Raw genomic sequence first — 26,389 nt, forward strand, 5'->3', positions numbered from 1 at the left:
GTCATGGCCCTGACCGACAAGCAGCAGAGGTTTGTCGAGGAGTACCTCGTCGATCTGAACGCCACCCAGGCCGCGATCCGCGCCGGGTACAGCGAGGCGACGGCGTATTCCATCGGTAACGAGAACCTGAGCAAACCTGAGATCGCGGAGGCAATCGCGACTGCGCAGGCCGCACGGTCCGAGCGGACGAAGGTCACCGCGGATGAGGTGCTCCGATACTGGTACGACCTCGGTCGCGCCGAGCCGAACAAGCTCGTCCAGTGGCGTCAGGTGAACTGCCGGCACTGCTGGGGCAAGGATCACCTCTACCAGTTCACGGCGGTCGAGTTCAGCAACGCTCAGCGCGAGCTAGCCAAGGAACCGGGCGGCGTCGGCAAGGAGCTCGACCCGCAGGGCGGCACCGGCTTCAACCACAAGCGCGACCCCAACCCAGACTGTCCCGAGTGCCAGGGTGAGGGCGTCGGGCGCATGCACGCGCTCGACACGCGCAAGCTGACCGGCCCTGAGAAGCTCCTCTATCGGGGAGTGAAGCGGTCCAAGGACGGCTTCGAGATCCAGATGGAGGACCGGGCCAAGGCCTGGGACAACATCGCCAAGCACCTCGGCATGTTCATCGAGCGCAAGGCGCTCACCGACACCGAGGGCAAGGACGTTCCTGTGACGCCCACGGTCGCGATCTTCGCGCTGCCCGACAATGGCCGAGACAAGTAGAGGCATCATCCGGCCCCAAGCCGGTCCTCAGATGTCGTTCCTTTCGTCGGCCGCGGATATCGCCATCTATGGCGGCGGCGCGGGCGGCGGGAAGACCTGGGCGCTCCTGATGGAGCCGCTCCGGCACGTCCACAACCCGGCCTTCGGCGCGGTGTTCTTCCGGCGGACCACGGTCCAGATCCGCAACGAGGGCGGCCTCTGGGACGAGAGCGCTCGGCTCTACCCGCTGCTCAACGCTGAGCCGAAGGAGCACGATCTCTGGTGGCGCTTCCCCAGCGGCGCGTCGGTCACCTTCGCGCACCTGGAGCACGACAAGACGGCGCTCGGCTACCAGGGCTCCCAGATCCCGCTCCTGTGCTTCGACGAGCTTACGCACTTCAGCGAGAAGCAGTTCTGGTATCTGCTCTCGCGCAACCGCTCCATGTGCGGCGTCCGACCGTACGTGCGCGGCACGTGCAACCCGGATGCCGATAGCTGGGTCGCCCGGTTCATCGCGTGGTGGATCGACGACCTGTCCGGTCTACCGATCCCCGAGCGCGCCGGCGTGCTTCGCTGGTTCGTCCGGGTCAACGACGCGCTGATCTGGGGCGACAGCCCAGAAGAACTGGCGCAGACCCACCCGGATATCCCGGCCAAGTCCGTCACGTTCGTCCCGGCCAAGCTGACCGACAACGCCGCGCTCATGGCGGCGGACCCCGGCTACATGGCCAACCTGCTCGCGCTGCCCACGGTGGACCGTGAGCGGCTGCTGGGCGGGAACTGGCGGATCCGGCCCGCGGCCGGCCTCTACTTTCAGCGCGGCTGGTGTCCGATCGTGGATGCCGTGCCGAGCGACATGCAGATCGTGCGCGGCTGGGACTTGGCGGCGACGCCGAAGACCGAAGGCAACGATCCGGACTGGACCTCGGGCACGAAGATCGGCCGCTCGCCCGACGGCCGCTACTGGGTGCTCGACAACCGACAGACCCGCGGCACCCCCGCACAGGTCGAGGCGTTCATCGCCAACACGGCGAGCGAGGACACGGCTCAGGTCGAGGTGGCGCTGCCGCAGGATCCGGGTCAGGCCGGCAAGTCGCAGGCCCAGGCGCTGATCCGGCTCCTGTCCGGCTTCAACGCGCGCGCGACCCCCGAGACCGGGCCGAAGATCACCCGGTTCGGACCGTTCTCGGCGCAGGCCCAGGCCGGCAACGTCTCGGTGCTGCGGGGCCCCTGGAACGAGACGTGGTTCACGGCCCTGGAAGCCTTCCCCGAGGCTGTCCACGACGACGACGCCGACTCCACGGCCCGAGCCTTCAACGCGTTCCTGAGCCCCATGGCGGGCCGCGCGCTCTTCGATCTCGCACGTCAGCAGGCTGCCACCGCGCCGGTCCCCGAGCCAGAGCCACCACCGGAAGCGACCGGCCCCGTCCACGCCCCCGGCTCCCTCGAAGCCATGAAGGCGTCGCTCGGCGCCTGAGCAACAGGAAGCCCCGATGCCCCCATACGGAGGGACACGCTCCTCACTCGTCAGTTCGATGACGGGCGCGTTCTCGGGCGCGTGGTCCGCCTATTCGCCGGGCGTGCCTCTCGCGCCGATCGCGCCGGCGCAGCCTATCCGCGGGCTCGACTTCCCGGTCTCGGTCAACACGCAGACTGCGGCGCGGAGCTACGAGCCGTTCGGCTTCCCGCAACTGCGGGCCTTCGCCAACGTCGAGCTCGTTCGTCTCGCGATCGAGACCCGCAAGGATCAGGTCGAGCGCCTCGACTGGGCGGTGCGCCCCCGGAAAGGCGCGCTGCGCGGCCGCCCGCATGACCGCGACACGCGGATCCGCGTGGTGGAAAAGCTGCTGCGGCGCCCCGACGGCGTCACGCCGTTCGCGACGTGGCTGCGCATCCTTCTGGAGGATCTGCTGGTCCTCGACGCACCGGCGATCGAGCGGCGGCGCAACCGTGGCGGCGGCGTCATCGGCTACGAGGTGGTCGACGGCGGGACGATCAAGGTTCTGGTCGACGAGCGCGGACGGCGCCCCACGGCGCCGCTGCCGGCGTACCAGCAGGTCATCAAGGGGATCCCCTGGGCCGACCTGACCACGGACGACCTGATCTACACGCCGCGCAACCCGCGCTCCAACCACCTCTACGGCTACGGCCCGGTCGAGCAGGTCGTCGTCACGCTGACCACGGCGATGCGGCGGCAGGCCACGCAGCTCGCCTACTTCACCGAGGGCAACACGCCGGCCGGCTTGCTCAGCGCGCCCGAGGGCTGGACGCCGGAGCAGATCAAGGACTGGCAGGGCTGGATGGATGCCAAGCTCACCGGTCAGACCGGCGAGCGCTCCAAGCAGCTCTGGGTCCCGAAGGACACCAAGTATACGGCCTTCAAGGACGCGCCGATCAAGGACGAGTTCGACGAGTGGCTCGCCCGCATCGTCATGTTCGCGTTCTCCCTGCCGCCGACGCCGTTCGTCAAGCAGATGAACCGCGCCACGTCCGAGAACGACGCGGAACAGAGCGAGCAGCAGGGCCTCGCCCCGCTGCTGCTCTGGGCCAAGCGCCTGTTCGACGGGATCATCCAGGACGACCTCGGGCACCCCGACCTTGAGTTCGCCTGGGAGACCGCGCGCGACGTCGACCCCAAGGTCCAGGCCGAGATCGACGACAGGAACCTGCGCAACGGCTCCGAGCGGATCAACGAGGTGCGCGAGCGCCGCGGGCAGCCACCGGTGCCGGGCGGGGACACGCCGCGGATCTACCTCACGACCGGCGCTATCGACCTTGAGGCCAACGATGCGGCCGTGGCCGCGGCTCAAGAGGTCGCGGACCGTGCGACCAAGGCTCCGGCGCCGGGCGCCGAGACCGATCCGCCGCCGGACGGCGGCGATGACGCGGACGACCCCGCTGATGGGGTGATCGACGAGGCGGACTGATGCGCTTCTTCTGCGCCCTCTCCAAGGCGGATGAGAACGACGACGGCACGATGACCGTGTCCGGCGTCGCCTCCTCCGAGGCGACCGACGCGGCCGGCGAGGTCGTGAAGGCGTCGGCGATCAAGGCGGCACTGCCCGACTTCTTCGCTCACGGCTCCGGCAACCTGCGCGAGATGCATCAGCTCTCCGCCGCCGGCACCGTCGACACGGCCGAAGTCGACGAGACCACGGCCATGACGACGATCTCCGCGACCGTCGTCGACCCCGTTGCGATCCTGAAGATCCGCAGTGGGACCTACAAGGGCTTCAGCATCGGGGGGAAGGTCCTCGAGCGCGATGCCGCCAACCGCAAGCTCATCACCAAGATCCGGCTCAACGAGATCAGTCTCGTCGATCGGCCCTCCTGTCCGGAGGCGGTCTTCGACGTCTGGAAGGCCGACGGAGCAGAGGACGAACCTATGACGGAAGCCACCCCCGCCGCGGAGCCCCAGGCCGAGCCGGCCACCGAGACCGCTGCGGCGGACGTCACGCCCGTCGTGCCTGCCGTCGAGGCCCCGGCCCCCGCGCCGACCGCAAGCGAGCCGGTCGCTGCCGAAGCCACCGCCGCGGTGGCGGAGGAGCCGGCGCAGGCCGAGGCTCCGGCGGCCGAGGGTGAGGCTGCAGCCTCCACCGGCGAGGTCACGGAGCCCGTCGCCAAGGCCGATGGTGAGGCTGCGGTGCCCGAGCAGGTCGCCGACCCGCTGGCCCGCGCCGCCGCCGCTCTCTCCGCCCTGGAGGCGAGCGTCGCCAAGGCCGCTGGTGCCGACGATCTCGCCAAGGGGATGTACACCGTCCAGCGCTTCGCGGACGTGATCTCCTCCATCGCCTCCATCGTCTCGTCCTGCACCTGCGAGGCCGATTACGAGGGCGACAATTCCCCCGTGCCCGCCAAGCTGCGGGCGTGGCTCGTCTCCGGCGCCGCCCTGTTCAAGGAGATGGCCTCCGAGGAGATCGATGAGCTCGTCGCCGAGGTGATGGCCCAGAAGGCCGCTGCCGCCGAGGCGTTGTCCAAGGCCGCCGACGCCGACACCCTCGCCAAGGTCTCGGCCGAGCGAGACGACCTGCTCGCCAAGGCTGCCGAGCGCGACGCCGCTGCGGCCGCGCTCGCCGACCGCGTCGAGACCCTGGCCAAGGGTCTCGCCAAGCTCGCCGCCGAGCCCGCTCCGGCCAAGACGGCCGGGACGTTCGCGAAGGCGGCCGAGGCGACGCCTGTCTCCAAGGAGCAGGACGCCGCCGGCTCGACGGCCGCCCCCGCGGCCGCGACCGCCCTGACGAACGACGACGTCAGGAAGGCCCTCGACGCGATGCCGGAGGAGGAGCGCTTCCTGCTCCTCACCAAGGCCGCGCACGCCCGGCCGATCATGATCTCGCAGGTCTGATCGCCTCCCCAGCCCCGAACGCCAAGCATCCCGGCCGAGCCGGGCCGACCGCGCGAAGCCGCCCACCGAGGCGGCTTTTTCGTGTCGTTTGAGGACCGAACGCACATGACGACCCAGACCCCCGAAGACCTGATCAAGTCCGCCTTCGCTGCCCCGAGCGAGGACATCGCCCGCTCGATCCTGATGGCCGCCGGCATGCCGGCCGACGAGCTCGCCAAGTCGATCACGACCCAGACCGGTCTCGTCGCCTACGACCTCCAGGCCCCGGCCAAGAACCTCTACCCGGTCCTCACCCCGATCCGGAACCGGCTGCCGCGCGTCGGCGGCGGCGTCGGCGTGGCGACCAACTGGAAGCAGATCGACGCCATTCGCGGCTCGGGCTGGGACGCCATGGGCTGGGTGCCGGAAGGCCAGCGCTCCGGTCAGATGAGCTACGCCACCTCCAACAAGGCGGCCAGCTACGTCACGATCGGCGAGGAGGACGGCGCGTCCTTCGAGGCGATCAACGCCGGCCGCGGCTTCGAGGACGTCAAGGCCCGCATGACCATGCGGATGCTCCAGAAGACGATGCTCAAGGAGGAGAACGCGCTCGTCGGCGGCAACGCCACCATGCAGCTCGGCACGCCCCAGGCGCCCGTCCTGTCGGTGGCCGGCTCCACCGGCAACATCGCCCCGGCGACCGTCTCGGTCATCGTGGTCGCCCTGACCTTCGAGGGCATGCGCGGAGCCTCCCTCGCCAACGGCGTCCCGACCAGCAAGACCATCACCGGCGCCGACGGCAAGACCTTCACGCTGAACGGCGGCTGCTCCAACAAGTCGACCAACGCCACCATCGCGGTCTCGGGCGGCAACATCCTGTCCGCCACCGTCCCGGCGATCCTGGGCGCGATGGGCTACGCGTGGTTCGCCGGCCCGGCGGGCTCCGAGACGCTGCAGGCGATCACCTCGATCAACTCGGTGGCCCTGTCCAACGCGCTGGTCACCAACAGCCAGCCCGCCTCCGCCGTCACCGGCGACTTCTCGACCAACTCGCTGGCCTTCGACGGCCTGCTGACCACCGCCTTCAAGGCGGCGGCCGGCGGCAACGCCTACGCCAAGGTGCTCGGCACCGGCACGGCGGGCGTCGGCACGAAGCTGACCGGTTCCGGCCGCGGCTCGTGCAACGAGGTCGACGCCATGCTCCAGGGCATGTGGGACGCCTATCAGGTCTCGCCGTCGGTCCTCTACGTCAACAGCCAGGAACTCACCTCGCTGACCAACGTCTGTCTCAACGGCTCGTCCGGTCCGCTGGTGCAGTACATCCAGAACCCGGCCGCTGGCGGCATCGCCGCGACCGCGGGTGGCACGATCGAGTTCTACTTCAACCCGTACCGCCAGGACGGCGGCACCAAGATCCCGGTCAAGATCCACCCCGCGCTCCCGCCGGGCACGATCCTCGGCTGGGCCGACGACCTGCCGGTGCAGTACCAGTCGAGCGAGGTTCCGAACGTCGCCGAGGTGAAGGTCCGCCAGGACTACTACGAGATCGACTGGCCGATCGTCACGCGCCAGCGCCAGGTCGGCGTCTACGCCGAAGAGGTGCTCGCGGTCTACGCGCCGTTCGCGCTGGGCACGATCTCCAACATCGCCAAGAGCTGATCCCGACGGCGAGCTCCGGCTCGCCGAACGGATGAACTCCGGGCCGGGCGGCACGTCGCCGCCCGGCTCCGCACCATGAGGCCGAGATGAGCCGTCGTAACCGTCGAGCCCAAGCAGGAGCATCCCCCGTGTCGGAAGCCGAGACCACCGATCCGACCGAGATCGCCGACGACGCCCAGGTCATCGACCCCGCGCCCGAACCCGCACCGGATGCTCCGGTCGGATCCGCGCCCGAGGCCGCCCCCTCCGAAGAGCCCGCCTCCGACGAGGCCGAGCCCGCGGAGCCCCTAAAGCCGGCCGACGCGCCCGCACCCGAGCCCCGCTCGTCCGAGCCGCCCGCGCCGGACGATACGGCGGCCACCCCGCCCTCCGACGCACGCGAGCCCGCGCCCGAAGGCTTCGTCGAGGTCGAGCACGAGGACCTGAGCGCGGCCGTGGTCGTCTCGGGTGCGACCTATGTTGCGGATGCGGCGGGACGCTTCTTCGTCCGTGCCGAGCATCTCGCGGCGGTTCTCGCGCACGGCTTCCGGCCGCTGGCCACCGAGCCCGCGACGGACTGAGACACGGGAGACATCGCGATGCCGACCGGCCCCACCGCACCGCCCGTCGGCGCGAACGACCTGACGACGCTCGCGGCCGCCTACGGCTACCTCGGGATCGCACCCGGGAGCGACGACACGGGCCTCCAGCGTGCGATCACGGCGGTCTCACAGCGCATCGCCACGTGGTGCTCGCGGACGTTCCAGGCGACCGATTTCGTCGAGCGCTACAACGGGATGGGCACTCCCGACATCGTACTGCGCAACTACCCTGTGATCGCGATCTCGGCCCTGGCGGTCTTCGGCTCTCAGATCCATGAGAGCGTGAACGCGCTCGGGGCCGGCTACGTCCACGACGGGCGGCGGACGGTCAGCCTAGTCGGCGACCGCTTCCCGCGCGCGGCGCAGGCCGTGACGATTTCCTATCGCGCTGGGTACGAGACCCCGCCCGCCGATCTGGAACTGGCCTGCCTGGAATGGATGAAGGCCGGCTACCTGTCACAGTCTCGTCCCTCGGATCTCGTCTCGCAACGCGCGGGCGATCACGAGGAGCGCTACTCCAGCGCGGGCGCCGTCACCCAACTCGGCACCCACACGGTGCCGATGCCTGCGTCCGTCTACGCGGTGCTGTCGCAGTACAAGAACGTGGTGCCGGTCTGAGCGTCAGTTCAGGCCTCGGCCGCCCTGGCTGAACCGGCGCAGCGCCTCGCGCATCGCGTCCATCTCGGCGAGAGGCAACGGGCTGCGCATGCCGCGCATCTGATCGTTCGTTCCTGAGCCGACGTAGCCGCACATCGGAATGAGATCGAGTTCCGGCTCCACGCCGAACGCGACCTCCGACAGGCCGAACTCTCGACCGGGGAACGCCGCGGCCATCGCCTCGGTCAGTCGCTCGCGCTCGCCCTCATCCCCGAGGAGGTGCTCGGGGCCGACGATCAGGAAGTCGGTCGCGGGCGGGTGGCCGCGCAGGCCGCGCGGGGTGCTCTCGTCAACATCGGACATCGCGGACCTCCGCACTTCGATGTTCCATCTTTGTTCCGCGCGCCGAGATGGTCAACCGCAGCGTCGGCGATCATCCACAGCCGCATCGGATCGGCCGCGAGGGCGAGTGCCTTGAGCAGCTTCTTGTTCCCCCGCCGGATCAGCATCACTCGGCCCGCGAGCGATCGCGATACCGACGGCTCTTCCGGGCCGCTGGCCTACGGCGGTCTCGACGTGGCGACCGAGACCACGGTGCCGCTGCCGAAGAACCTCCAGTGTTCCATCCAGTACAAGGCGAGCTCGGGCATTCCGGAGGCCAACGTGCCGTCCGGCGCCGTCTCGGCTGGGATGTGGGTGTTCCTGATCCCCAGGCGCGTCGCGCCTCCGCCGGGCACGATCCAGAACCGAGACATCATCACCGACGATCTGGGCAACCGCTATCAGATCGCGAGCGACTACAGCCATCCGATGGGCTGGACGATCCGCGCCGAGCGGCTGGAGGCGTGATGGCCGGCGATCTCCCGAACCGGATCTCCATCGACCGCGACGATCTGGGCTTCCGTCCTGGACTGCTCGCGTACCCGCCCGAGCGGTTCAAGGTGCTGCTCGACGGCGCGCCCGTCGAGGGCGTCATCACCGCGGACGTCGAGGCCGGGATGATCATCGCCTATCTGCGCGACGATGCCGGCGACTGGCGCTTCGACGCCGACGGCCTGATGCGCGTCCAGATGGACGGGCAGGTCGAGATCCGGAGGGGATAGGGTGGCCGATCTCTCCGACGTGATCGATGCGACGACCGCGCTGCTCTGGTCCGCGTTCTACCCAGGCGGGCAGGGCACGACGAGCGTGCTCGGCACCATGGCCGTGAAGGTCAAGCCGGGCTGGCCGCTCGCGGGCGACCTCGACAAGGAGGTCGGCGGCGTCAAGGACGTGATCTCGCTGATGGACCGGGGCGTCTACGTCTCGGTGTTCGCGCCGCCGAACCTTGAGCGCTCCACGACCCGGGCGCTGCCCACGTGGCTTGAGGTCGGGCCACCGACATACCCGCTGGCGCTCGCCGTCTCGGGCCAGTCCGTCACGATCACCGGCGCACCCGCCGTGCCGCAGAACCTCGCGCTGATCGTCAACGACACCGCGGTGCTCGCGACGGTTCAGGCCGCCGATACACTCGCAAGCCTCGCGCAGCGGCTCGCTTCCGCTGCTCAGGCGCGGGGGCTCGCCGCGACGGCGAGTGGCAACGTCGTGACCTTCCCCGGAACGGGGGCGATCACGGCCCGGGTCGGTTCTGTCCGCACTCTCGCCAAGGAGGTCGAGCGGACCCAGCGCCAGATCATGACGACGATCTGGGCGCCGACCCCTACGCTGCGCTCTGCCGCCGGCAAGGTGGTGCGCGCCCGTCTGGCGGATACGGCCGACCTGCCCGGCTGTCACAACCGCTTCCTTCCGCTCTGCGACGGGTCGGCGGCTTGGATCGTCTACGACCACACGAACGACTGGGATCAGGACCAGCGCGCGGGCCTGTATCGCCGCGACATCTGTCACTGGTTCGAGTTCGGCCAGTACGTCACGACCGAGGCGAGCGAGGTAATCCTGGCCGAGGTCAGCACGACGCCAAGCATCCCTCTGGCCCCCACCGTCACGACCTTTCTCTGAGGACTGACCCATGGACTTCGATCTCGTCGCGATCTCCCCCGTGGCCGGCTACGGCATCGGCGAGCGCATCACCGACGCCGACCTGATCAAGGCGATCCTCGCCGACGAGCGCCAGAGCCACGTGCAGAAGGTCGCCAAGGCTCCCGCCCCGACGAAGCCCTCCGCCAAGGACGCCTGACGCTCCAAGCGACGGCCCGCGGCCCGCCTGGGGCCGACCGAGACACGCAGCCCCGTACCGAACCCAAGGCCCGCCACCGCGCGGGCCTTTTTCTTTTGAAGGACCCTCATCATGGGGATCTACGCCAGTGGTCAGTTGAACGTCGCGGCCCTGCAAGTCCCGGGGCTCTACGTTACAATCACCCCGCCCGCGCTTCTCCTGCTCAACGGCGTCCCGACCAACGTCGGCGGCCTCGTGGGCACGGCCTCCTGGGGCCCGGTCGGCAAGGCGGTTCTCGTTTCGGGTCCGGCCGACTACCAGCCGAACTTCGGCCCGGTGCTCAACCGCAAGTACGACATGGGCACCTTCGTCCAGGTCGGCGCGAAGCAGGGCAACGCCGGCGTCTACGCCTGCCTGCGCGTCACCGACGGCACGGATGCGGCGGCCACGGCCTCGGTGCAGACGAACTGCCTGAGCCTCACCGCCAAGTACACCGGCTCGGGCGGCAACCAGCTCCAGTTCCTGATCGCCACCGGCTCGGCACCGAACTCGTTCCGCGCCATCGTCTACCTGCCGTTCGCCGGGTCCGAGGTGTTCGACAACATCACGGGTACGGGCGCCGCGTTCTGGGCGAACGTCGCTGCTGCGATCAACTCGGGCCAGGGCGTCTCGCGCGGTGCCTCGCAGTTCGTGGTGGCGGCCGCGGGCGCCGGCACGACCACGCCGGTTCTCGGTTCGACGACCTTCTCCGGCGGCACGGACGGCGCGACCACGATCACCGGCACGGTGCTGCTCGGTGTGGACACGACTCCGCGCAAGGGCATGTACGCGCTGCGCGGCGTCGGCTGCTCGGTGGCCGCGCTGTGCGACTGCGACGACGACACCACGCTCGCCTCGCAGATCGCCTTCGGCCTCAACGAGGGCGTGCTGATGGTCGCGACCGGCGCGGCCGGCGAGACCATCTCCAGCGCTTCGACTGCGCGGACCACCGGCGGCATCGACAGCTACGCCCTGGAGCGGATGCTCGGCGACTGGGTGTACACCGCCGACGAGGCCAACGGTCTCAACCGCTACGTCTCGCCCCAGGCGTTTGAGGTCGGGCTGCTGGTCAACCTCTCGCCCGAGCGCACCTCGCTGAACAAGCCGATGCAGGGCATCATCGGCACGCAGCGCTCCGCCACCGGCGCCAAGTACTCGGACGCGGAACTGCAGGTGCTCGGCACCTCCGGGCTGTCAGTGATCTGCAACCCGATCCCGCGCGGAAACGTGTTCGGCAACCGCTTCGGCCGCAACACCTCGTCCAACGTCGGCATCCATCAGGTCGCCTACACCCGCCTGACGAACTTCATCGCCCAAACCCTGAACCAGGGCATGGGCCTGTACGTCGGTGAGCTGCAGTCCCGCCGCGCCGACGACACGACCCGCAACCGCGCGGCCGCAACGCTCAACGCCTTCCTGGGTACGCTCGCCGCGCCCGACATCCGGATGATCGACGACTTCCAGGTCATCTGCGACCTGTCGAACAACCCGGTGGAGCGGATCGCCGCCGGCTACCTGAAGGCCGCGGTCAAGGTCGTCTACCTCGCGGTGGTCGAGTACTTCCTGATCGACGTCGAGGGCGGCCAGACCGTCCAGATCACCAAGTCCGCCAACGCGCCGGCCGGCTACGCCTTCACCACCACGGCCGCTGCCGCCTGATCCTGAGCCCGCGCCATCCGCGCGCGGGCCAGCCCACTCTGCCGCCCCTCCCTGACATCCCCGCCGACCCTCGCGGTCTCGGCGCTCCCTGAGGCTCGAGATGAGCAGCTTCGGCACGTTCAACACCGGCCACGACGTCCAGGTCGAGATCGTCGATCCGGCCACCGGCGCGACCATCAGCATCCCGATCAAGACCGGCTGGGACAAGAAGGAGAAGACCGAGAGCGTCCGCTCCCGTCCGCTCAACAGCCACACCATCTACGAGGAGGATCCCGACGGCTGGGAGGGCACGTTCGACATCGACCGCTCGAACAGCAACGTCGACAACTGGGTCGCGTCGCGCGAGGCGACCTTCTACGGCGGCGGCACCGTGCGCCAGTTCACCATCCTGGAGACGATCCAGGAGGTCGGCGGCGGCTACACCCAGTGGCGCTACATCGGCTGCGCGGCCAAGCTGTCCGAGGGCGGCAAGGCCGAGCGCGGCAAGACCATGAGCATGCGCCTCGACTGGAACGCCGGTCGCCGCATCAAGGTGGTCTGATCAGGTACGGGGGCGTCGCCAGCCGGCGCCCTCGGCCTCCGCTTCCGAGCAGAACCAGCGCTCGCCCTCGGCCGTGTTGATCGCCGTGCGGTCGTAATCCCGCGTGCCGGGCATGTGGAAGATCCGCTCGCCCTTCCGGTTGATGTTGCCCTTGATCGCGCACTCGCCGGGTGCTGCCGCCTTGGATGGCGCGTCTGCGCGCGCAGGGGCCTCGCGGACGGGCGATCGCTGTTCGCGCCGCCACGTCCCAGGATCTTGGAAGGTGCCGCCCCAGATCCCGCGCTTGGCCTCCCGTGCGCCATCCTCCTTACCCACGTAGTCCTTGGCGTAGCGGCGGAACGCGATGGCGTGGCCCTGCTCCACCATCCAGGCGTTCAGATCCTCGGTGCCCTTCCGGCAGATCGCGACGGTGCGCCCGTAGCGGTCCGTGTCTCGCGGCTCGCAGGTGATCGGCGACGCCCCGATCCGGTCCGAGAGCGCGAGCGCTGCCCGCTGACCGCAGCGATAGTCCTTCCCATCCGCGTCCTGGCAGAGCTGCGCGCTCTCGGGCGCGTCGATGCCGTGCAGCCGGATCCGCGTATCGCGGATCACGACCGTGTCCCCGTCCGTGACGGAGGCACGGCCCGTGATCGGCTCTGCCGCCTCAGCGGTGACGACGAGCGCGACGATGCTTACGGCCATGGCCGTGACTGAAATGCCCCGCCACATAGTGCCTCCCGCTGCTGTTGGTGCTCCACTCTCGCGGAGAGTGGCAGTGACGCGGATGCCCGTGACACCCACGCGCGTTGAGCATGCCCGGGGTCGCCCCCGCAGGCGCGACCCCGAGAAGGCCGACCACCCCGAACCCTAGGGCCGCGGCCGCAGCCAGAAGTTTTCCTCGACGCATCGGTGTTCTCGCTCTCGTCGAAATGACGAGGCGACGATCCGTGATCGGACGCCGGCGGTCGAGGCCATCCGCAACCCCCGACGAAACACGAGGTCGATAGTGTCGAGCGTGAAGATCCTGCAGGCCGGCGACGGCGAGCTTGGCGCCGCGGCCGTGGCCGCTCCCGCCGCCTCCGCCGGAGCCGCCTCCGCCCCGGCTGCGGCACCCGTCGCGCACGCGCCCGCGCGCCCGTCCGAGATCCTGTCGCGCTCCGGCGCCGGCAAGACCGCGGTAATCCGCCTCGCGAGCGGCCGGCAGGTCACGGTGCAGCGCCTGTCCGCTCTCCAGCGGATGATGGCCGCCAAGGCGATCGGATCCGAGCTCGTGACCAACGCGCTCTACGCAAACTACGCCCTGGTCGCCTGCTCGGTCATCGCCATCGACGATGTCCCGGTGGGCATGCCGACCTCGAACGGCACCATCGAGTTCACGATCCAGCGCCTCGGCGACGATTTCGACGACCTGACCGAACTCATGAAGGAAGCCTTCTCGGTCGAGGAAGCCGATCCCTTCGACAAGGCCACCGTAAAAAACTAGCCGAGGATCTCGACCTGCAGGAGTGCGTGGCGCTCCTGCGGCTCGGGATCCATGATGTCGACGTAGCCTTCGGGATGGATCCGACCTTCCGCAAGGCGATGCTGATCGCCGACGGTCTGAACCGTGGCGGCGACTTCGACTTCGGCTCGTGGGAATGGCGCAAGCAGGATTGACCCGGTGAGCCGTTCCTTCAGCAGTATCGGGGCGTTCACCGCCTACATGCGCGGGCGCCTCGCAACGCTGCCCGCAGCCGAGAAGCGCGCCCTCGGCGACGGGATCGAACTGATCCGTGACGCTGCGCGCGAGCAGCCAGGCACCTACCAGCCCGGCTGGCCCAAGCTCAAGCCCGCGACCGTCGCCCGGAAGGCGACTGGTGACAGCCCACTGCGCGAGACAGGCGCGATGGCTCAGGGCTACGAGAGCAAGGTGGTCGGACCGAAGGAGGCCGTCGCCGGCTCCAACGACGACAAGGCGATCTGGCAGGAGCTCGGCACGTCTCGAGGCATCCCGCCGCGCAATAACCTCCAAGCGGCGGGGATCAAGAAGGGACCTGAGGCCGCACGTCGGATCGGAGCTGCGGTCATTGCGCATCTGGCGGGCCGGACGAACCACTGATCGCACCTCAGTGCGCGGCCATGTGGCGGGCGAGCTTGGCGGCGCCCCAGGCGGCCTTGAGCGCCACCGACATGGCCTCGGACCACGTGCAGCCGTAGCGCTCCTGATGGAGGCGAGCGGCCTTGGCGGCGGCCTGCATGATGGCAGAGCGGTCGAACTTACCGGCTGCAACGAGCGGTCGGCGGCTCAGGCGGACCGTCAGATTGACCGACGCCTTCGCGGCCAGGAGACCGACCGGGATCGCGGCGCGGTCATCGCGGACGTTCCGGAGAGCGGAGTTCCAGGGGAGGCGGCGCTGGAGAGACATCGGCTTTGCCTTCCGTCTTAATGTTGGTATGACGTACCAACGATGCGACGGAAGCGCAAGAGCGATATTGGGACAATGACACAGAATTATGTGACTGGGTCGCAAGCTCGCATGGCGAGAGCAGCCCTACGGTTGTCAGTCCGGGATGTCGCGGCAGCAGCCAACGTGTCGCCCAACACGGTGACACGCGTCGAAGCGGATCTGCCCGTGAACACGTCCACGCTGCTCGCGCTTCGCCAAGCATTCGAAGCCGCCGGGGTGCAATTCACCGCCGACGGCTTTGTTGGTCTCGCTCGCGAAACGTCGGGACCGATTGTCGAGGTGTGAGCGCAGTTCGGGGATCCGAGAGTTGAACCTACTCAGACGGTCCTACCTGTGCTGAGGCGAAGATCAGCCCGCTTCGGCCGTCTGCGCGGCGATGGGCTGAACGCTGAGGCGTAGGCCGAGCGCCCGCAGCACGCCCATCAGCGTGTCTAGTTGCGGGTTCCCTCGAGCGGACAGGGTCCGATAGAGTTGCTCCCGCGAGCGGCCTGTTTCCTTCGCGATCGCCGCCATCCCATGTGATCGAGCGATGTCGCCGAGGGCCTCGGATAGGAGTGCGGGGTCGTCTTTCTCAAGGACAGCCTCAAGGTACGCCACGACGCGGCTTGGGTTGGTGAGGTACTCGGCCGCATCAAAGGCGGGAATGTCTTCAAGGCGCTCGTAGGTCATCGGTGGCGTCCCGGTTGCGGTGAGGTGTCGTCCGTGTCGTCATCCGGCTTGGTTGCGACCTTCGGAGCCGCCTTCGGCACCGTGGCGGACAGGCGCAAGGCTTCCGCGATGTCGGCGGGCTGGGTCCGCTTGTCCCCTCCGCAGAGCAGGACGACCAACTCGTCTCCGCGGTTGGTGAAGTAGGCCCGGTAGCCCGGACCGTAGTCGATCCGCATCTCGTGCACATCGCCACCGACCGGCTTGCAGTCGCCGGGGTTCCCGAGGCCGAGACGACGGATGCGCGCCGTGATGCGCGCCGCCGCCCGGTCATCGCGCAGCGCGTTGAGCCACTTGTCGAAACCGGGGAGGCGGCGGATCGTCGGCATGTCTCGCATGTAGTCTTTTGACTACAGTGCGTCAAGAGTGGCCTCAGGGTCGAACTAGGCGTTCTCGGTGCCGTCGAGGATCCGCGCCAGCCTGCGCCGGATGTGCGTCTGCCGAACGAGCCTGGGGCCCATGGACCCGCAACTCGGCGCGATCACGTTGTCGATCAGGCGCGCCCGCTCGATCTCCCAGGCAGCTCCGGCGCGAGGCTTCGGCATGTCGGGTAGGGACGCGATCCTCGCGGCCTCCCTGCGCATGGCCCGGCCGGTGCTGATCCGGGTGCTGACGCCGATGATGATCCCCAGCGGGATGCCGATGAAGACGACGGCGAGGACGATCAGGGCGGTCATGGCTTGAGCGCTCCGTCGATCCTCAGCCCATCAGATCCAAGCGCACGGCTCATCAGCACACCCAAGGATAGGCCATGGCCGACGTGTATCGCATCCAGGCCGTCATCAACCTAGGTGGGAACTTAGCGCCTGAGTTGCAAAAGATCCTTAAGGCCATGGACCGGGTCGAGAAGGACGGGAAGGGTGTCGAGAAGGCAGTCTCGCGCTGGGCCTCTCCGATCGACCGCGCCGCGGCGTCCATGGGCAAGTTCGCCCGCGAGGTGGCGAATGCCCGGAAGGGTCTCGGCACCGTCGACCGCGAAGTCGCCAAGATGCGTCAGGGCCTCTCGGGGCTGAAGGCGCCGGCCTCCGGTCTCGACAAGGAGATGCAGAAGTGGGCGACGGCCATCGGCCGGCCGCTCGCCGAGATGCGCAACATGCGGACCGCGACCCAGGGTGTGAGCTCGGCCGCGCGCGGCGTCTCGCGTTCGTTCGATAGCTGGGCCGGTCGGATCAACAAGGCCACCTCCGCGATGCAGCGGATGCAGCGAGCCGCCGCCAACGTGCACCTCCCGAGCATGCCGCACGGTGTGGGCGGCGGGACTGTTGGCGGCGGAGGCAGCCGCAGGCGAAGTGGCCACGGCGGCACCGCCCTTCAGCGCCGCTCGCACGGCGGCCATCAGTACGGCCAGCACGAGGGCTCGCACCTCGCCGGCGCCATGGGCGTCTACGGCGGCCTGAACACGATCGAATACCTCGTTGACCAGGGTGCCGGCGCCCGCCGCGAGGATCTACGTGCGAAGAACGCGGGCCTCACGCCGGAGGAGAACGCAGCACTCCGCGTCAAGGCCAACGAGATGAGCCGGCTCTATCCGAGCCTCTCGCCTCTCGGGGTGCGCGAACAGGGCCGCCTGCTCATCCCGAACGTCGGCAACTACGACACCGCGATGAAGGTGCTGCCGGAGTACATGAAGGGACAAGTCGCGCTCCAGACCCTGGGCGGCCCGGAAGAGGGCGGCAAGGACATGGAGGCGTTCGCCCGCTACATCGACATCATCGGCCGCTCCATGTCGGTCGACGACACGAACAAGCTGATCGACGGCTACGTCCGCGCCCGCCAGCTCGACCCTGAGGCCATCCGCTCGAACGACTACGTCAACGCCGCCAAGTCCGCCGCTTCCCCCGGAAAGGCGCTGAGCGTCGGGTTCTGGTCGCAGATCGCGCCTGCGCTGTTCTCGCAGCAGGGTGGCGCGCGATCCGGTACGGACATCGCGTCCGCCTACCAGAACACCGTTGTGGGTCGCGGCACGGATGCGTCGATCCTCGCGCAGTACGACGAGGGCCTGCGCCACGACATGAAGTGGCACTGGAACAAGCAGAAGACCAAGCGGATCATTGACGACAAGGGTGGCATTGTCAGCGAAGAACTGTACAATCGAGATCCCTACGAGTGGGCCAAGCAGGAAGCTGTCCCACGTATGGTCAAGAAGGGCATGCTGCCCGAAGGCTATGCACACGGCGACTTCAGCCAGGATCTGACCGACTCGCAGCGCGCCTCGTCCGGCAAGTACCTGTCCAAGCTGTTCTCGAACCGCCGCGGCGCCAACATCTTCTCAATGATGATCCAGGACATGGATCAGATCGAGCAGTTCAAGAAGCGCTGGGCCGGTACGAAGGGCACGGCGGACGTGCTCTCCGACCAGAAAAAGGATCCCTACGTCGTCGGAGCGGCGGTCAAGACGCAGGCAGGCGCTGCCGGCGCCGCTTTGGCCGGACCGGCGATCGACGACATCGTCAAGCAGGCCAACGCGATCGCTGCCGCGCTGGGCAAGGCCGCCGACACCCTCACGAACCACCCCGTCGCGGCCGGGACGGCGTTCAGCGCCGGCGCGGCTGTCGTCGGCGGCACGGCCGCGGCCGGCGTCGCGGCTCTGACCCTCGCGGCTGTTGGCACGCTTTCGCTGCCTGCCCTGGCGGTAGGCACGGTCGCGGCGCTGACGATCGGTGCGCTGACGCTCCCGTGGGACGCGATCAAGCAGTCGATCTTCGGCATCGAGCCGGGCAAAGGCGCGGGTCGAGACGCGCATCTCGACTCCATGCGGCGTACGGCGGCTCTGAACCAAGTGATCGGTTCGCGGGACTTCTCCCGCAACCGCTTCGGCGTGCTCGGCGATGCGGACGCTACTGCGGTTGGCGGCAAGGTCATGCCGACGCTGCCCACGGCTCCGACGCCCTCGTTCTGGGAGCGGTTCGGATCGTACGGCCGTGGTGGCGTGAAGCGTGCCCCGGCGGCGCCGTCCATGTTCGATACCGTGCCCGGCCTGCCAGATGGCGGGACGTGGAAGTCCGGCGCAGAGGCGGGTGGCGCCACGGGGGGCGGTGCAGGAGCCGCGATCCAGCAGGCGGGGCAGGCCATCGGCCAAGCCGGGAGCCAAGCCGCAACGGCGGCGCCCGAGATCACCAAGGCGGGCGACGCGGCGGCCAGTGCTGCCGCCGGGTTCAACTCTTCGGCGACGGGAGCCAGCGCGGTCGCTACTGCAGCCGGCGCAGCAGGCGGGGCGCTGTCGGCGCTCGCAGCCAAGATCTCCGCGATGCCGTCCATTGCGCTGCCTGGCGGCGGTGGGGGAGGGCCTGCGGCGTCTCCGGGCGCGGGTGGCGGCTCGGCTCCTGCCGGCGGGGGCGGCACGGCTCCCGGCAAGACCTCCTCGGTGATCTACCGCGGCGGCGCTGCGCCGATCCAGGTCGCAACGGCCGTGCAGCTCGACGGACGGACGATTGGACGCGCGGTGACCAAACATCAGGTCGCGCAAGGCGACACCCGAAACGGCACTGGACGCTTCGATAGCACCAGCGCCAAGACGCCGGTCGGGTTCTCGGAACCCGTCACGGCCTGAGACTTAGCCCCGCCCGCACGGAAACGCGCGGGCGGGGCGATTTTGCGTCTAGCTTCCGGCTATCGCTTGCCCTATACCGGACGATGACGATTTCTCCACGGCTCCGGCACAACCGGGGCCGTTTTTGCGTTTCGCCGCCTCGTCTCGTCTGAGCGCGCCGATCCTGCGCCGTCCCGCCTCCCGGATCCCGTCATGCCGAGCAGCACCGTCACGCTGGGCGGCTTCACGTTCCGTGGCCACGAGGTCCCGGAGCAGATCCCGTTCGGCGGCGGGATGCGCATCGCCAAGAACGTCCTCATCGGCGGCGAGCGCGTCCCCGATGCGATGGGCTGGGAGCCGACGAACCCGCGCTGGCGTGGGCGCTTCCGCGGTGCAGAAGCCAAGTCCCGGGCCATCGCAGTCCAGCGGATCGCGCAGCGGGGCGCCCGGGTCCCCCTGTCTTGGGGCGGGATCCGGCTCACGGTCATCATCGAGAAGTTCGAGCCCGACTACCGGCGATCGAACGACATCCCGTACGAGATCGAGTGCTACACCGTCGACGACGGCTCTGGGGGCGGCGCGCCGGATTTTGGCAGCGACGCCGGTGCGCTGATCGGCGGCGACATGTCCTCGCTGGCCGGTCTCGCGGACGGCATCGGGCTGGGTGGCGTGGCCGATGCCATTGGCGCCTTGTCGGACAGCCTTGACGCGGTCGGATCGCTCGCGCTGGCGCCGCTCGGCGCGATCTCGGGCCTCCAGACCATCGCGACTTCGGCGATCGATGCCATCGACACGGCCGTCTCTGTCGGGGACGCGCGCCTCGATGCAGCCAACGTCCTGAACCCAGCCTTTCTCGCTGGTCCAGGGCTCGCCTTGGCGCTCGACGGCGCCGTGGATGCGCTGACCGCGCAGGACGCGCTGCTTCAGGCGCGCGGCCTCGCCGGCCGCATCTCTGCCAACATCGATACGCTCGGGGTCTAGGTCGTGGCCATTCAGGTCGGTCGCACGGTCCGCACCCGTTCCGTGTCGGGCGGAAACCTGTTCGCCATCGCGGCCGAGGAATACGGCGACCACACGCTGTGGAGCGTGATCGCGCAGGCGAACGGCCTGCTCGACCCGTTCATCGTCGGCGCGCTGGACCTCGTGATCCCCGACAAGCCGAAGCCTGGAGCGCAGCGCTCTGGCGTGGTCGGAGCCTGAGATGCCGGGTCGGGATCGCAGCCCGCGCGGCTTCCTGAGGGTCGGCGGCGCCATCGTCGAGGCGACCTCCATCGAGGTCCATCTCACGCGCGAGGCGAAGTCGAACTCGGCGCACGCCGTTCTGGCGATGTCCGGCCTGCCGGAAGGGCGAGATCTCGCCTACTGGTGCGACACGCCGCAGATCGAGGTCGCGTTCGCGATCGGGGCGAACCCGGACGAGACCGAGGTGATCTTCACCGGTTCGGTCACAACGGTGCGGCCGGACTGGTTCCAGCGCCGGATCAACCTAGACTGTCACGACAAGTCGAAGAAGATGATGGAGAGCCGCGCGCTCTCCCAGACTTTCAGGAACAAGAAGGGCAAGGACGTCGCCTCCGAGGTCGCCAAAAAGCACGGCGTCACGGTCGAGGGCGGTGACGATACCGCGGTGTCCGGCCGACGCTACAATATCGATGCGGTGCATCACCCGCGCGACCTGACCGACTGGGATCTGCTCAACTACATCGCCGACGCCGAAGGGCTCGACGCCGTCCTGGACGGCGACACGCTCTACCTCGACAAGGATGGCGACACCGCTGGGCCCGTGCTTGAGGTCGAGTACACCGAACCGACAGAGGACGAGGCCGCAAGCGGGACGAGCATCACGCTCGCCGGCGTTCGGAACCTCGACCTGACCGGCAAGACGACGGTCAAGGTCAAGTCGCACGACCACAGAACCAAGAAGCAGGTCGAGGGAAAGAAGACCCTCGCGGCCGCGACTGGTGTCGGCAAGAACGGCAACGGCATCACCTACGAGTACCAAGCGCCCGGGCTGAAGCAGGACCGCGCCTCCCGGATCGCCGAGAAGCGGCTGCGTCGTGCGACCAAGCAGGAACGGGCGATCACGCTCAACCTGCCTGGTGACACGAAGATCCGGGCGCGGATGCGCACGCGCTTGTCGGGCACGGGCACGTCGTTCGATCAGGACTACGACAACGAGAGCGTGGAGCACCGCCTCAACAACGAGGAGGGCTATCGCTGCCTCGTGACCGCCAAAGCCGCGTCCAAGGGGCGCGCGATGAGTGACGAGTGAGATGTCTGACGACGGGCTCTGGAACATGGTGCGCCGCGAGGCTGCGCAGCCCGCCAACGCGCGCGCGCCGATCCGCGTCGCCGAAGTGACGAGCTACGATCCTGACACCCATTCCGTGAAGGTCAAGATCCAGCCAGAGGGACAAGAGACCGGATGGATGCCGCTCGGTTCTCTCCACGTCGGCGACGGGCATGGCCTCGCCATCGGCGCGACCGAGGGTGACCAAGTCGTACTTGGCTTCATCGAAGGCGACCACTCCGCTCCCGTGGTGATGGGGCGCATCTTTTCCGATGATCAGAAGCCGCCAAAGGTGAAGTCCGGCGAGATCGGCATTTTTCACAAGTCGAAATGTTCTCTGATGTTCGACAAAGACGGGCAGATCACGCTCAATCACTCGACCGGCGGCTCGCTATTTTGGGACAAGGACGGCAAGGTTAACCTCAAGGCAAAGTCGCTCCAGCACGACATCGAGCAGGGGCTCACGATCACGGCGGCCGGTGGCGGGAACCTCGCCTGATGTCCCTGGTCGTTCGGCAAGGCGATGCTGGCTCACACGGCGGAACCGTGACCAGCGGCTCTGGACGCTGGAAGTGCGAGGGGCTTCCAATCGCTAGGCTGGGTGACACCTACGCCTGTCCGATCCACGGGCCCAACGCCATCAACGCGGGTTCCGGCCGCTGGAAATGCGAGGGTCAGCCCATTGCGCGCCATGGCGATACGACTGCCTGCGGCGCCACCCTGATCTCTGGCGCCCAGCGCTGGTCCTGCGACTGAGAGCTGATCATGCCCGACCTGGACCTGATGTACGGGGCAGGACTGAAGGTCTCCCCGACCGGTGATCTCGCTCTCGTGGACGGGACGCAACGCGGCGTGCAGCGCGTGCTGCGGCGGCTCCTCACGGTGGCTGGCACGTATATCCAGCACACCGAGTACGGGGCGGGCGTGCAGACCCGGGTCGGCGACGATCTCGACACGGACGCGATCGAGGCCCTGATCCGCTCGCAGATCTTCCTGGAGGCCGCGGTCGCCAAGGATCCGGACCCGATCATCACGGTCTCGCCCATCCTCAACGGCGTCTTCGTCCGGATCGTCTACGCCGACGCGGCGACCGGGAAGCAGCAGACCCTCTCCTTCGAGGCATCCTGACCATGGCCGCGATCCCCGTCCGGACGTTCGCGGTCCTGACACAGAACTTTGCCGCAGGCGTGCAGGGCCGCGCCAAGGCACTCGTTGACTTCTCGGTCGGCGCCGTGCTCCGCGCCGTGGCGGAGGCGACCGCCGACCTCGCACTCTGGCTCCAGAGCATCGTCGTCTACGTCCTGACGCTGACCCGTGCGGCGACCTCACGCGGCGCCGATCTCGACACGTGGTTCGCCGACTGGTTCTTCCTTCGGCTTCCGGCGCGCGCCGCGACGGGCCTCGTCACGTGCACGCGGTTCTCGGCGAACGTCCAACTCGTCGTCCCGGTGGGCTTTCAGGTCCAGACCGGCGACGCCAGCCTCGTCTTCGCGGTCTACGCTGACACGACGAACCCGGCCTACAGCGCAGCGCTCGGCGGCTACGTCATGCCGGCCGGAACCCTCTCTGTGGACGTCCCCGTCCAGGCGCAGATGCCGCTCAGCGCGATCAACGGCTCGGCGTGGAACGTGGTCGCCGGCCAGATCACGCAGGCGCGCAGCAGCGACGGGGTCGGTATAGACACGGTCACGAACGCGGCCGCCTTCATTACAGGCGTCGACGCCGAGAGCGATGCGGCCTTCCGTCTGCGGTTCCGGCCGTACATCGCCTCCTTCGCCAAGGCGACCCCGACCGCGATCCAGTCCGCGGTGATCAACCTGCAGCAGGGCCTGACCTGCCAGATCACCGAGGTGCCCGGCATCGTTACCGTCTACGTCGATGATGGGTCCGGTGCGATGCCGGCCGACGTGCTCGCCGGCGCTCGCGCCGCCGTCAACGCGGTGCGGGCGGGCGGGGTGCAGACGGTCGTGATGCCCGCCGAGCGCCTGCAGGCCAACATCCAGATGATCGTCGAGGTCGGCGACGGCTACGCGCCGGACGCGGTGGTCTCGGCGGTTCAGAGCGCAGTCTCGCTCGCGGTAAACGGGCTCGGACAGGCGAACAAGCTGCGCTACTCGCGCCTCGACCAGATCGCCTACGACGCCTCGCCTGGCGTGACGAACGTCACCGGGCTGCTGCTCAACGGCGGCACGGGCGATCTGATCCCGACCGCAGGTCAGACGATCAAGGTCGGCAACCTCGTGGTGGACCCGGCGACATGACCCAGGCGGACATGCTCGCGCGGCTCCGAGCGCTCCTGCCTCCGTGGTTTCCGGACGACGATCCGATCCTCGACGGGCTGCTGTCGGGCATCGCGGCGCTGCTCGTGTTCGTGCTCGGGCTGATCGCCTTCGCGAAGCTGCAGACGCGGGTCATGTCGGCGACCGGGGCATTCCTGGATCTCGCCGCCTTCGACCTGTTCGGCGCTCAGTTCCGGCGCCGCATGAACGAACCCGACGCGAGCTTCCAGCTTCGTGTCCGCAAGGAGGTCTTCCGCCCTCGCAACACGCGCGCCGCCATCACCCAGGCGGTGACGGACCTGACGGGTATCGCGCCGGAACTGCGCGAGCCGTGGAACCCCGGCGACAACGGCGCCTGGAACCGCCGCATGGCCTACGCGGGCGTGGCTCAGGCCGCGGTGCGGGTCTCCGGCTACAATGCCGCGCGCTCGCGCTACGGGCGTGGGACCTTCGCGTACGCGACGCCGCGGGCGGCGTCCGGTGGATCGGTGGGCGCCGGTCACTGGGGCTCCCTCGACATGCGCAACCAGATCTTGGTGCGCGTGCGACGTGGCGGGGGCGGTGTCGTCACCGTCGGCCCGTGTGGAGCCTACAACACGGGTCGCATGACCTGGGGCGGCAGCCCGAACGCATCCGGAGGGAAGTCGCCGGGCCGCGGCTTCTACGTCGACTCCGCAGGCCAGGAACGCGTCACCGACGCCGAGATCTACGCGACCATCGCGCAGACCGTCGCCGCCGGCACGATCGCGTGGACGCACATCGACCCGTGACGGTGCTCTGACGCGGCTCTCACGCCCGTCCATCCGCACGTCCCCGCTTCTCCGAAACAGCCTGAGCCGCCTGCCCAGCGCGCGGTTCCGCCGACGCGCGCCGCGCGCCTCGGCTCTCTCTACTCGCGACCACGGGCTCTCGAGATGGATCGCCGCCTCTCCTACATCGACGCCAATCCCGACATCCTCGACCTTCTCCTCAATGCGCGCTTCGCGATGGAGGGGCTCGCTAAGGTCTCGGAGGCGGTGTTCGGCCAGAACTCCGTGGTCGCCGGCTTCACCTGCACGCCGACATCGCCCGCGTCCATGACGGTCAACGTCGGGCCCGGCATGGTCTACCAGATGGCCGCTCTTGAGAGCGCGGCGATCTCGGCGCTCAACGCCGACACCCATCAGGTGCTCAAGCAGGGACTGTCGCGCGAGATCACCCCGCTGACGCTGGTCGCGCCGACTACGGTCGGGACCGCGGTCAACGTGCTGATCGAGGTCGCCTATTCCGACGACAAGTCCACGACGCAGCAGGTCTTCAACTACTACAACGCCGCCAACCCCGACGTTCCCCTGACCGGCGTCGGCGGTAACAACCTGCCGCAGACGTCCGTGATCAAGGGCGTCGCCCAGATCCAGACCAAGTACGGGATCCCGGCGACCTCAGGTTCGCAGACGACCCCGACCGCGGACCCCGGCTTCGCCCCGCTGTTCGTCGTGACCCTCACCCAGGGCCAGACCGCGATCTCGGGCAACATCGCCGTCGCGACGGGCGCGCCCTTCGTGGCGGATGCCCTCCAGAACATCCCGGCCGGCGTCCAGGCCAACCGCTACACCTACGTGAAGGACACGGGCGTCGCGAACGCCCTGGTGGTCGCGCCCGTGCCGGCGCTGGCTGCGCGCCCCGAGGGGACGGAGCTCACCGTCCTGCCGAAGTTCACCTCGACGACGACCTCGCCGACGATCAACGACGGTCTCGGTACGGTCGCGCTCCTCAAGCGGGACGGTAGCGCCCCGGCGGCAGGCGACATCGCGGCCGGAAATCGGTTCCGGATCATCTTCGATGGGGCCGCCTATCGACTGGCGGGACCTGCGCTGAGCGACGGCGCGTCCACCAGCAATGCGACGCCGATCGCTCAGGCGGCCAAGGCCATCTTCAACGTTCAGCAGTTCAACACCTCGACCCGGGTGCCGCTGTCTCAGTCCGGCGTGGGCGCGGTCGCGGTCGGATGGACAGGTTTCTCGTACGCCAAGAAGAGCCCGACCAGCCTCGTACTGGTCTGGGCGGAGTTCATGTGCCGCACCGCGAGTTCAAACGGCCCGACGCTGTTCCACCTGAACTTCGGCGCGAACGCCTACGAGATCACGGCCTCGAACGCGATCCCCGGCACGGCGATCAAGAACACGATCGTGCGCACGCTCGGCACGAAAGCATCGCCGCTCGCCGCGGCGACGTACAACTGCTCGCTCGACTTCTATCGCAACGATGCCACCGCGTGGACTACCGTGTTCAACCCGAACAACACGGATGAGAGCGGATACGCATCGGTGCCCGTCGCGACCCTGGTCTTTGCCGAAGTGGAGCCGACCTGATGCAGCGCATCGACGCGACCCAACACGGCAACGTGGCCGCGCTTCAGGCACTCGGCGCCACATCGCTCTTCGAGGTGCGCGATCCTGAAACGGACGCACTCATCGCCTATGACGCGCTCCCGGACATCGACCTCTCCGGCTATGCGGCCAAAGTCACCACGCTCGCGACCGCCGGCCTCGTCGCCTACGCGGCGGCCAAGCGCTTCGCGGTCGAGACCGGCGGCATCGTCGCGAATGGCGCGAAGGTCGCGACCGACCGCGACAGCCAAGCGATGATCGGCAACGCCTTCGCCTACGTGACCGCCTCCGGCGCGGCTTCGGTCCAGTTCAAAGCGTCCTCGGGTTGGGTCACCCTCTCGGCCGACCAAGTGAAGGCGCTTGCTCTCGCCGTCGGCGCGCATGTCCAGGCGGCATTCGAGACCGAGAAAGATCTCGACGCTGCGATCACGGCGGACCCACCGACAGTCACGTCCACCGAGCAGATCGACGCGGCCGCATGGCCGGCCAACGCCTGAGCGCGGTGATCTCCGGCTGATCGCCCAACCGGTACAGCGTCTTCTTCACGCC

34 protein-coding genes are annotated in these 26,389 nt (G+C 68.6%); 28 read left to right on the forward strand and 6 right to left on the reverse strand.

What is annotated here, in order from left to right; all coding sequences use genetic code 11:
- Positions 1–3 precede the first annotated feature (3 nt).
- From ACLBYG_RS22330 to ACLBYG_RS22360, 7 genes are all read left to right on the forward strand, one after another.
- A complete protein-coding gene (locus ACLBYG_RS22330) occupies positions 4–711 on the forward strand; it encodes a terminase small subunit (protein WP_447682927.1) in 708 nt (235 codons plus the stop codon).
- Between the two features lie 31 nt (positions 712–742).
- Entirely contained in the window at positions 743–2,167 is a 1,425-nt protein-coding gene (gene terL, locus ACLBYG_RS22335; protein ID WP_447682928.1) for a phage terminase large subunit, read from the forward strand.
- 58 nt (positions 2,168–2,225) lie between these two features.
- Complete coding sequence (locus ACLBYG_RS22340; protein WP_447682929.1) at positions 2,226–3,617, forward strand: phage portal protein; 1,392 nt, start codon at positions 2,226–2,228, stop codon at positions 3,615–3,617.
- Complete coding sequence (locus ACLBYG_RS22345) at positions 3,617–5,035, forward strand: hypothetical protein (RefSeq protein ID WP_447682930.1); 1,419 nt, start codon at positions 3,617–3,619, stop codon at positions 5,033–5,035. The genes ACLBYG_RS22340 and ACLBYG_RS22345 overlap by 1 nt, the downstream gene beginning before the upstream one ends.
- Before the next feature lie 105 nt (positions 5,036–5,140).
- A complete protein-coding gene (locus ACLBYG_RS22350; RefSeq protein ID WP_447682931.1) occupies positions 5,141–6,673 on the forward strand; it encodes a hypothetical protein in 1,533 nt (510 codons plus the stop codon).
- A gap of 128 nt (positions 6,674–6,801) precedes the next feature.
- Positions 6,802–7,233 carry a hypothetical protein gene (locus ACLBYG_RS22355; protein ID WP_447682932.1) on the forward strand — a complete coding sequence of 144 codons (432 nt, stop codon included), beginning with the start codon at positions 6,802–6,804 and terminating at the stop codon, positions 7,231–7,233.
- Between the two features lie 18 nt (positions 7,234–7,251).
- The gene (locus ACLBYG_RS22360) at positions 7,252–7,872 is read left to right on the forward strand and encodes a hypothetical protein (protein WP_447682933.1); all 621 of its coding nucleotides are present in this window, start codon (positions 7,252–7,254) and stop codon (positions 7,870–7,872) included.
- Positions 7,873–7,875: 3 nt separating this feature from the next.
- Here ACLBYG_RS22360 and ACLBYG_RS22365 read toward each other — a convergent pair whose 3' ends face one another.
- On the reverse strand, positions 7,876–8,214 hold the full coding sequence (locus tag ACLBYG_RS22365) for a hypothetical protein (RefSeq protein WP_447682934.1): 339 nt from the start codon (positions 8,212–8,214) through the stop codon (positions 7,876–7,878).
- A gap of 111 nt (positions 8,215–8,325) precedes the next feature.
- On the opposite strand from ACLBYG_RS22365, the gene ACLBYG_RS22370 reads away from it, so the two are divergent.
- The 6 genes from ACLBYG_RS22370 to ACLBYG_RS22395 all read left to right on the forward strand — a co-directional run bounded on the left by ACLBYG_RS22370 (position 8,326) and on the right by ACLBYG_RS22395 (position 12,242).
- On the forward strand, positions 8,326–8,700 hold the full coding sequence (locus ACLBYG_RS22370) for a hypothetical protein (RefSeq protein WP_447682935.1): 375 nt from the start codon (positions 8,326–8,328) through the stop codon (positions 8,698–8,700).
- Positions 8,700–8,954, forward strand: coding sequence for a hypothetical protein (locus ACLBYG_RS22375; RefSeq protein ID WP_447682936.1), 255 nt, complete (start codon positions 8,700–8,702; stop codon positions 8,952–8,954). The genes ACLBYG_RS22370 and ACLBYG_RS22375 overlap by 1 nt, the downstream gene beginning before the upstream one ends.
- A 1-nt stretch (position 8,955) precedes the next feature.
- Entirely contained in the window at positions 8,956–9,846 is an 891-nt protein-coding gene (locus ACLBYG_RS22380) for a hypothetical protein (protein ID WP_447682937.1), read from the forward strand.
- A 10-nt stretch (positions 9,847–9,856) separates the two neighbouring features.
- A complete protein-coding gene (locus ACLBYG_RS22385) occupies positions 9,857–10,024 on the forward strand; it encodes a hypothetical protein (RefSeq protein WP_447682938.1) in 168 nt (55 codons plus the stop codon).
- Positions 10,025–10,135: 111 nt separating this feature from the next.
- Positions 10,136–11,701: a hypothetical protein gene (locus ACLBYG_RS22390; protein ID WP_447682939.1), complete on the forward strand. Its 1,566-nt coding sequence runs from the start codon at positions 10,136–10,138 to the stop codon at positions 11,699–11,701.
- A 100-nt stretch (positions 11,702–11,801) separates the two neighbouring features.
- Positions 11,802–12,242: a hypothetical protein gene (locus tag ACLBYG_RS22395; RefSeq protein WP_447682940.1), complete on the forward strand. Its 441-nt coding sequence runs from the start codon at positions 11,802–11,804 to the stop codon at positions 12,240–12,242.
- Here ACLBYG_RS22395 and ACLBYG_RS22400 read toward each other — a convergent pair whose 3' ends face one another.
- On the reverse strand, positions 12,243–12,923 hold the full coding sequence (locus ACLBYG_RS22400) for a thermonuclease family protein (RefSeq protein WP_447682941.1): 681 nt from the start codon (positions 12,921–12,923) through the stop codon (positions 12,243–12,245).
- Positions 12,924–13,227: 304 nt separating this feature from the next.
- Between ACLBYG_RS22400 and ACLBYG_RS22405 the strand changes: the two genes are divergently transcribed.
- From ACLBYG_RS22405 to ACLBYG_RS22415, 3 genes are read left to right on the forward strand one after another with little or no spacing between them, the layout of a single operon-like run.
- Positions 13,228–13,704, forward strand: a complete 477-nt coding sequence (locus ACLBYG_RS22405; RefSeq protein WP_447682942.1) for a hypothetical protein — start codon at positions 13,228–13,230, stop codon at positions 13,702–13,704.
- A gap of 26 nt (positions 13,705–13,730) precedes the next feature.
- Complete coding sequence (locus tag ACLBYG_RS22410) at positions 13,731–13,877, forward strand: hypothetical protein (RefSeq protein ID WP_447682943.1); 147 nt, start codon at positions 13,731–13,733, stop codon at positions 13,875–13,877.
- 4 nt (positions 13,878–13,881) lie between these two features.
- The gene (locus tag ACLBYG_RS22415; RefSeq protein ID WP_447682944.1) at positions 13,882–14,319 is read left to right on the forward strand and encodes a hypothetical protein; all 438 of its coding nucleotides are present in this window, start codon (positions 13,882–13,884) and stop codon (positions 14,317–14,319) included.
- Positions 14,320–14,326: 7 nt separating this feature from the next.
- Here ACLBYG_RS22415 and ACLBYG_RS22420 read toward each other — a convergent pair whose 3' ends face one another.
- Entirely contained in the window at positions 14,327–14,626 is a 300-nt protein-coding gene (locus ACLBYG_RS22420; protein WP_447682945.1) for a hypothetical protein, read from the reverse strand.
- Between the two features lie 75 nt (positions 14,627–14,701).
- Between ACLBYG_RS22420 and ACLBYG_RS22425 the strand changes: the two genes are divergently transcribed.
- Positions 14,702–14,953, forward strand: coding sequence for a helix-turn-helix domain-containing protein (locus ACLBYG_RS22425; protein ID WP_447682946.1), 252 nt, complete (start codon positions 14,702–14,704; stop codon positions 14,951–14,953).
- 63 nt (positions 14,954–15,016) lie between these two features.
- Here the strand turns inward: ACLBYG_RS22425 and ACLBYG_RS22430 are convergent, their stop codons facing one another.
- Genes ACLBYG_RS22430 through ACLBYG_RS22440 form a run of 3 tightly spaced genes read right to left on the reverse strand, consistent with a single transcriptional unit; the run spans position 15,017 to position 16,050 of the window.
- A complete protein-coding gene (locus ACLBYG_RS22430; protein ID WP_447682947.1) occupies positions 15,017–15,337 on the reverse strand; it encodes an addiction module antidote protein in 321 nt (106 codons plus the stop codon).
- Entirely contained in the window at positions 15,334–15,702 is a 369-nt protein-coding gene (locus ACLBYG_RS22435; protein WP_447682948.1) for a type II toxin-antitoxin system RelE/ParE family toxin, read from the reverse strand. Before ACLBYG_RS22435 ends, ACLBYG_RS22430 begins: the two co-directional genes overlap by 4 nt.
- A gap of 54 nt (positions 15,703–15,756) precedes the next feature.
- Complete coding sequence (locus ACLBYG_RS22440; protein ID WP_447682949.1) at positions 15,757–16,050, reverse strand: hypothetical protein; 294 nt, start codon at positions 16,048–16,050, stop codon at positions 15,757–15,759.
- A 74-nt stretch (positions 16,051–16,124) separates the two neighbouring features.
- Here ACLBYG_RS22440 and ACLBYG_RS22445 point away from each other — a divergent pair, with 74 nt between their 5' ends.
- The 11 genes from ACLBYG_RS22445 to ACLBYG_RS22495 all read left to right on the forward strand — a co-directional run bounded on the left by ACLBYG_RS22445 (position 16,125) and on the right by ACLBYG_RS22495 (position 26,337).
- Positions 16,125–18,923: a hypothetical protein gene (locus tag ACLBYG_RS22445; protein WP_447682950.1), complete on the forward strand. Its 2,799-nt coding sequence runs from the start codon at positions 16,125–16,127 to the stop codon at positions 18,921–18,923.
- Positions 18,924–19,115: 192 nt separating this feature from the next.
- A complete protein-coding gene (locus tag ACLBYG_RS22450) occupies positions 19,116–19,883 on the forward strand; it encodes a hypothetical protein (protein ID WP_447682951.1) in 768 nt (255 codons plus the stop codon).
- Positions 19,884–19,886: 3 nt separating this feature from the next.
- Positions 19,887–20,102, forward strand: coding sequence for a hypothetical protein (locus ACLBYG_RS22455; protein ID WP_447682952.1), 216 nt, complete (start codon positions 19,887–19,889; stop codon positions 20,100–20,102).
- Position 20,103: 1 nt separating this feature from the next.
- Positions 20,104–21,174: a phage late control D family protein gene (locus tag ACLBYG_RS22460; RefSeq protein ID WP_447682953.1), complete on the forward strand. Its 1,071-nt coding sequence runs from the start codon at positions 20,104–20,106 to the stop codon at positions 21,172–21,174.
- 1 nt (position 21,175) lies between these two features.
- Positions 21,176–21,691, forward strand: a complete 516-nt coding sequence (locus ACLBYG_RS22465; RefSeq protein ID WP_447682954.1) for a phage baseplate assembly protein V — start codon at positions 21,176–21,178, stop codon at positions 21,689–21,691.
- Entirely contained in the window at positions 21,691–21,948 is a 258-nt protein-coding gene (locus ACLBYG_RS22470; RefSeq protein WP_447682955.1) for a PAAR domain-containing protein, read from the forward strand. Before ACLBYG_RS22465 ends, ACLBYG_RS22470 begins: the two co-directional genes overlap by 1 nt.
- Positions 21,949–21,957: 9 nt before the next feature.
- Positions 21,958–22,320, forward strand: a complete 363-nt coding sequence (locus ACLBYG_RS22475) for a hypothetical protein (RefSeq protein WP_447682956.1) — start codon at positions 21,958–21,960, stop codon at positions 22,318–22,320.
- Between the two features lie 2 nt (positions 22,321–22,322).
- Positions 22,323–23,453 carry a baseplate J/gp47 family protein gene (locus ACLBYG_RS22480; RefSeq protein ID WP_447682957.1) on the forward strand — a complete coding sequence of 377 codons (1,131 nt, stop codon included), beginning with the start codon at positions 22,323–22,325 and terminating at the stop codon, positions 23,451–23,453.
- Entirely contained in the window at positions 23,450–24,241 is a 792-nt protein-coding gene (locus tag ACLBYG_RS22485) for a hypothetical protein (RefSeq protein ID WP_447682958.1), read from the forward strand. Before ACLBYG_RS22480 ends, ACLBYG_RS22485 begins: the two co-directional genes overlap by 4 nt.
- A gap of 144 nt (positions 24,242–24,385) precedes the next feature.
- The gene (locus ACLBYG_RS22490) at positions 24,386–25,822 is read left to right on the forward strand and encodes a hypothetical protein (protein ID WP_447682959.1); all 1,437 of its coding nucleotides are present in this window, start codon (positions 24,386–24,388) and stop codon (positions 25,820–25,822) included.
- Positions 25,822–26,337, forward strand: coding sequence for a DUF4376 domain-containing protein (locus ACLBYG_RS22495; protein ID WP_447682960.1), 516 nt, complete (start codon positions 25,822–25,824; stop codon positions 26,335–26,337). Before ACLBYG_RS22490 ends, ACLBYG_RS22495 begins: the two co-directional genes overlap by 1 nt.
- The last annotated feature ends 52 nt before the right edge of the window (positions 26,338–26,389 follow it).

The organism is Methylobacterium sp. D53M (assembly GCF_053345625.1).

Excerpts from the sequence above, each read along its gene's own strand:
- ACLBYG_RS22330 (WP_447682927.1), top strand. The coding sequence starts at position 4 with ATGGCCCTGACCGACAAGCAGCAGAGGTTTGTCGAGGAGTACCTCGTC.
- terL (WP_447682928.1), top strand. The coding sequence starts at position 743 with ATGTCGTTCCTTTCGTCGGCCGCGGATATCGCCATCTATGGCGGCGGC.
- ACLBYG_RS22340 (WP_447682929.1), top strand. The coding sequence starts at position 2,226 with ATGACGGGCGCGTTCTCGGGCGCGTGGTCCGCCTATTCGCCGGGCGTG.
- ACLBYG_RS22345 (WP_447682930.1), top strand. The coding sequence starts at position 3,617 with ATGCGCTTCTTCTGCGCCCTCTCCAAGGCGGATGAGAACGACGACGGC.
- ACLBYG_RS22350 (WP_447682931.1), top strand. The coding sequence starts at position 5,141 with ATGACGACCCAGACCCCCGAAGACCTGATCAAGTCCGCCTTCGCTGCC.
- ACLBYG_RS22360 (WP_447682933.1), top strand. The coding sequence starts at position 7,252 with ATGCCGACCGGCCCCACCGCACCGCCCGTCGGCGCGAACGACCTGACG.
- ACLBYG_RS22365 (WP_447682934.1), bottom strand. The coding sequence starts at position 8,214 with ATGTCCGATGTTGACGAGAGCACCCCGCGCGGCCTGCGCGGCCACCCG.
- ACLBYG_RS22375 (WP_447682936.1), top strand. The coding sequence starts at position 8,700 with ATGGCCGGCGATCTCCCGAACCGGATCTCCATCGACCGCGACGATCTG.
- ACLBYG_RS22385 (WP_447682938.1), top strand. The coding sequence starts at position 9,857 with ATGGACTTCGATCTCGTCGCGATCTCCCCCGTGGCCGGCTACGGCATC.
- ACLBYG_RS22390 (WP_447682939.1), top strand. The coding sequence starts at position 10,136 with ATGGGGATCTACGCCAGTGGTCAGTTGAACGTCGCGGCCCTGCAAGTC.
- ACLBYG_RS22395 (WP_447682940.1), top strand. The coding sequence starts at position 11,802 with ATGAGCAGCTTCGGCACGTTCAACACCGGCCACGACGTCCAGGTCGAG.
- ACLBYG_RS22400 (WP_447682941.1), bottom strand. The coding sequence starts at position 12,923 with ATGGCCGTAAGCATCGTCGCGCTCGTCGTCACCGCTGAGGCGGCAGAG.
- ACLBYG_RS22420 (WP_447682945.1), bottom strand. The coding sequence starts at position 14,626 with ATGTCTCTCCAGCGCCGCCTCCCCTGGAACTCCGCTCTCCGGAACGTC.
- ACLBYG_RS22425 (WP_447682946.1), top strand. The coding sequence starts at position 14,702 with ATGACACAGAATTATGTGACTGGGTCGCAAGCTCGCATGGCGAGAGCA.
- ACLBYG_RS22430 (WP_447682947.1), bottom strand. The coding sequence starts at position 15,337 with ATGACCTACGAGCGCCTTGAAGACATTCCCGCCTTTGATGCGGCCGAG.
- ACLBYG_RS22435 (WP_447682948.1), bottom strand. The coding sequence starts at position 15,702 with ATGCCGACGATCCGCCGCCTCCCCGGTTTCGACAAGTGGCTCAACGCG.
- ACLBYG_RS22440 (WP_447682949.1), bottom strand. The coding sequence starts at position 16,050 with ATGACCGCCCTGATCGTCCTCGCCGTCGTCTTCATCGGCATCCCGCTG.
- ACLBYG_RS22445 (WP_447682950.1), top strand. The coding sequence starts at position 16,125 with ATGGCCGACGTGTATCGCATCCAGGCCGTCATCAACCTAGGTGGGAAC.
- ACLBYG_RS22450 (WP_447682951.1), top strand. The coding sequence starts at position 19,116 with ATGCCGAGCAGCACCGTCACGCTGGGCGGCTTCACGTTCCGTGGCCAC.
- ACLBYG_RS22460 (WP_447682953.1), top strand. The coding sequence starts at position 20,104 with ATGCCGGGTCGGGATCGCAGCCCGCGCGGCTTCCTGAGGGTCGGCGGC.
- ACLBYG_RS22465 (WP_447682954.1), top strand. The coding sequence starts at position 21,176 with ATGTCTGACGACGGGCTCTGGAACATGGTGCGCCGCGAGGCTGCGCAG.
- ACLBYG_RS22470 (WP_447682955.1), top strand. The coding sequence starts at position 21,691 with ATGTCCCTGGTCGTTCGGCAAGGCGATGCTGGCTCACACGGCGGAACC.
- ACLBYG_RS22475 (WP_447682956.1), top strand. The coding sequence starts at position 21,958 with ATGCCCGACCTGGACCTGATGTACGGGGCAGGACTGAAGGTCTCCCCG.
- ACLBYG_RS22480 (WP_447682957.1), top strand. The coding sequence starts at position 22,323 with ATGGCCGCGATCCCCGTCCGGACGTTCGCGGTCCTGACACAGAACTTT.
- ACLBYG_RS22485 (WP_447682958.1), top strand. The coding sequence starts at position 23,450 with ATGACCCAGGCGGACATGCTCGCGCGGCTCCGAGCGCTCCTGCCTCCG.
- ACLBYG_RS22490 (WP_447682959.1), top strand. The coding sequence starts at position 24,386 with ATGGATCGCCGCCTCTCCTACATCGACGCCAATCCCGACATCCTCGAC.
- ACLBYG_RS22495 (WP_447682960.1), top strand. The coding sequence starts at position 25,822 with ATGCAGCGCATCGACGCGACCCAACACGGCAACGTGGCCGCGCTTCAG.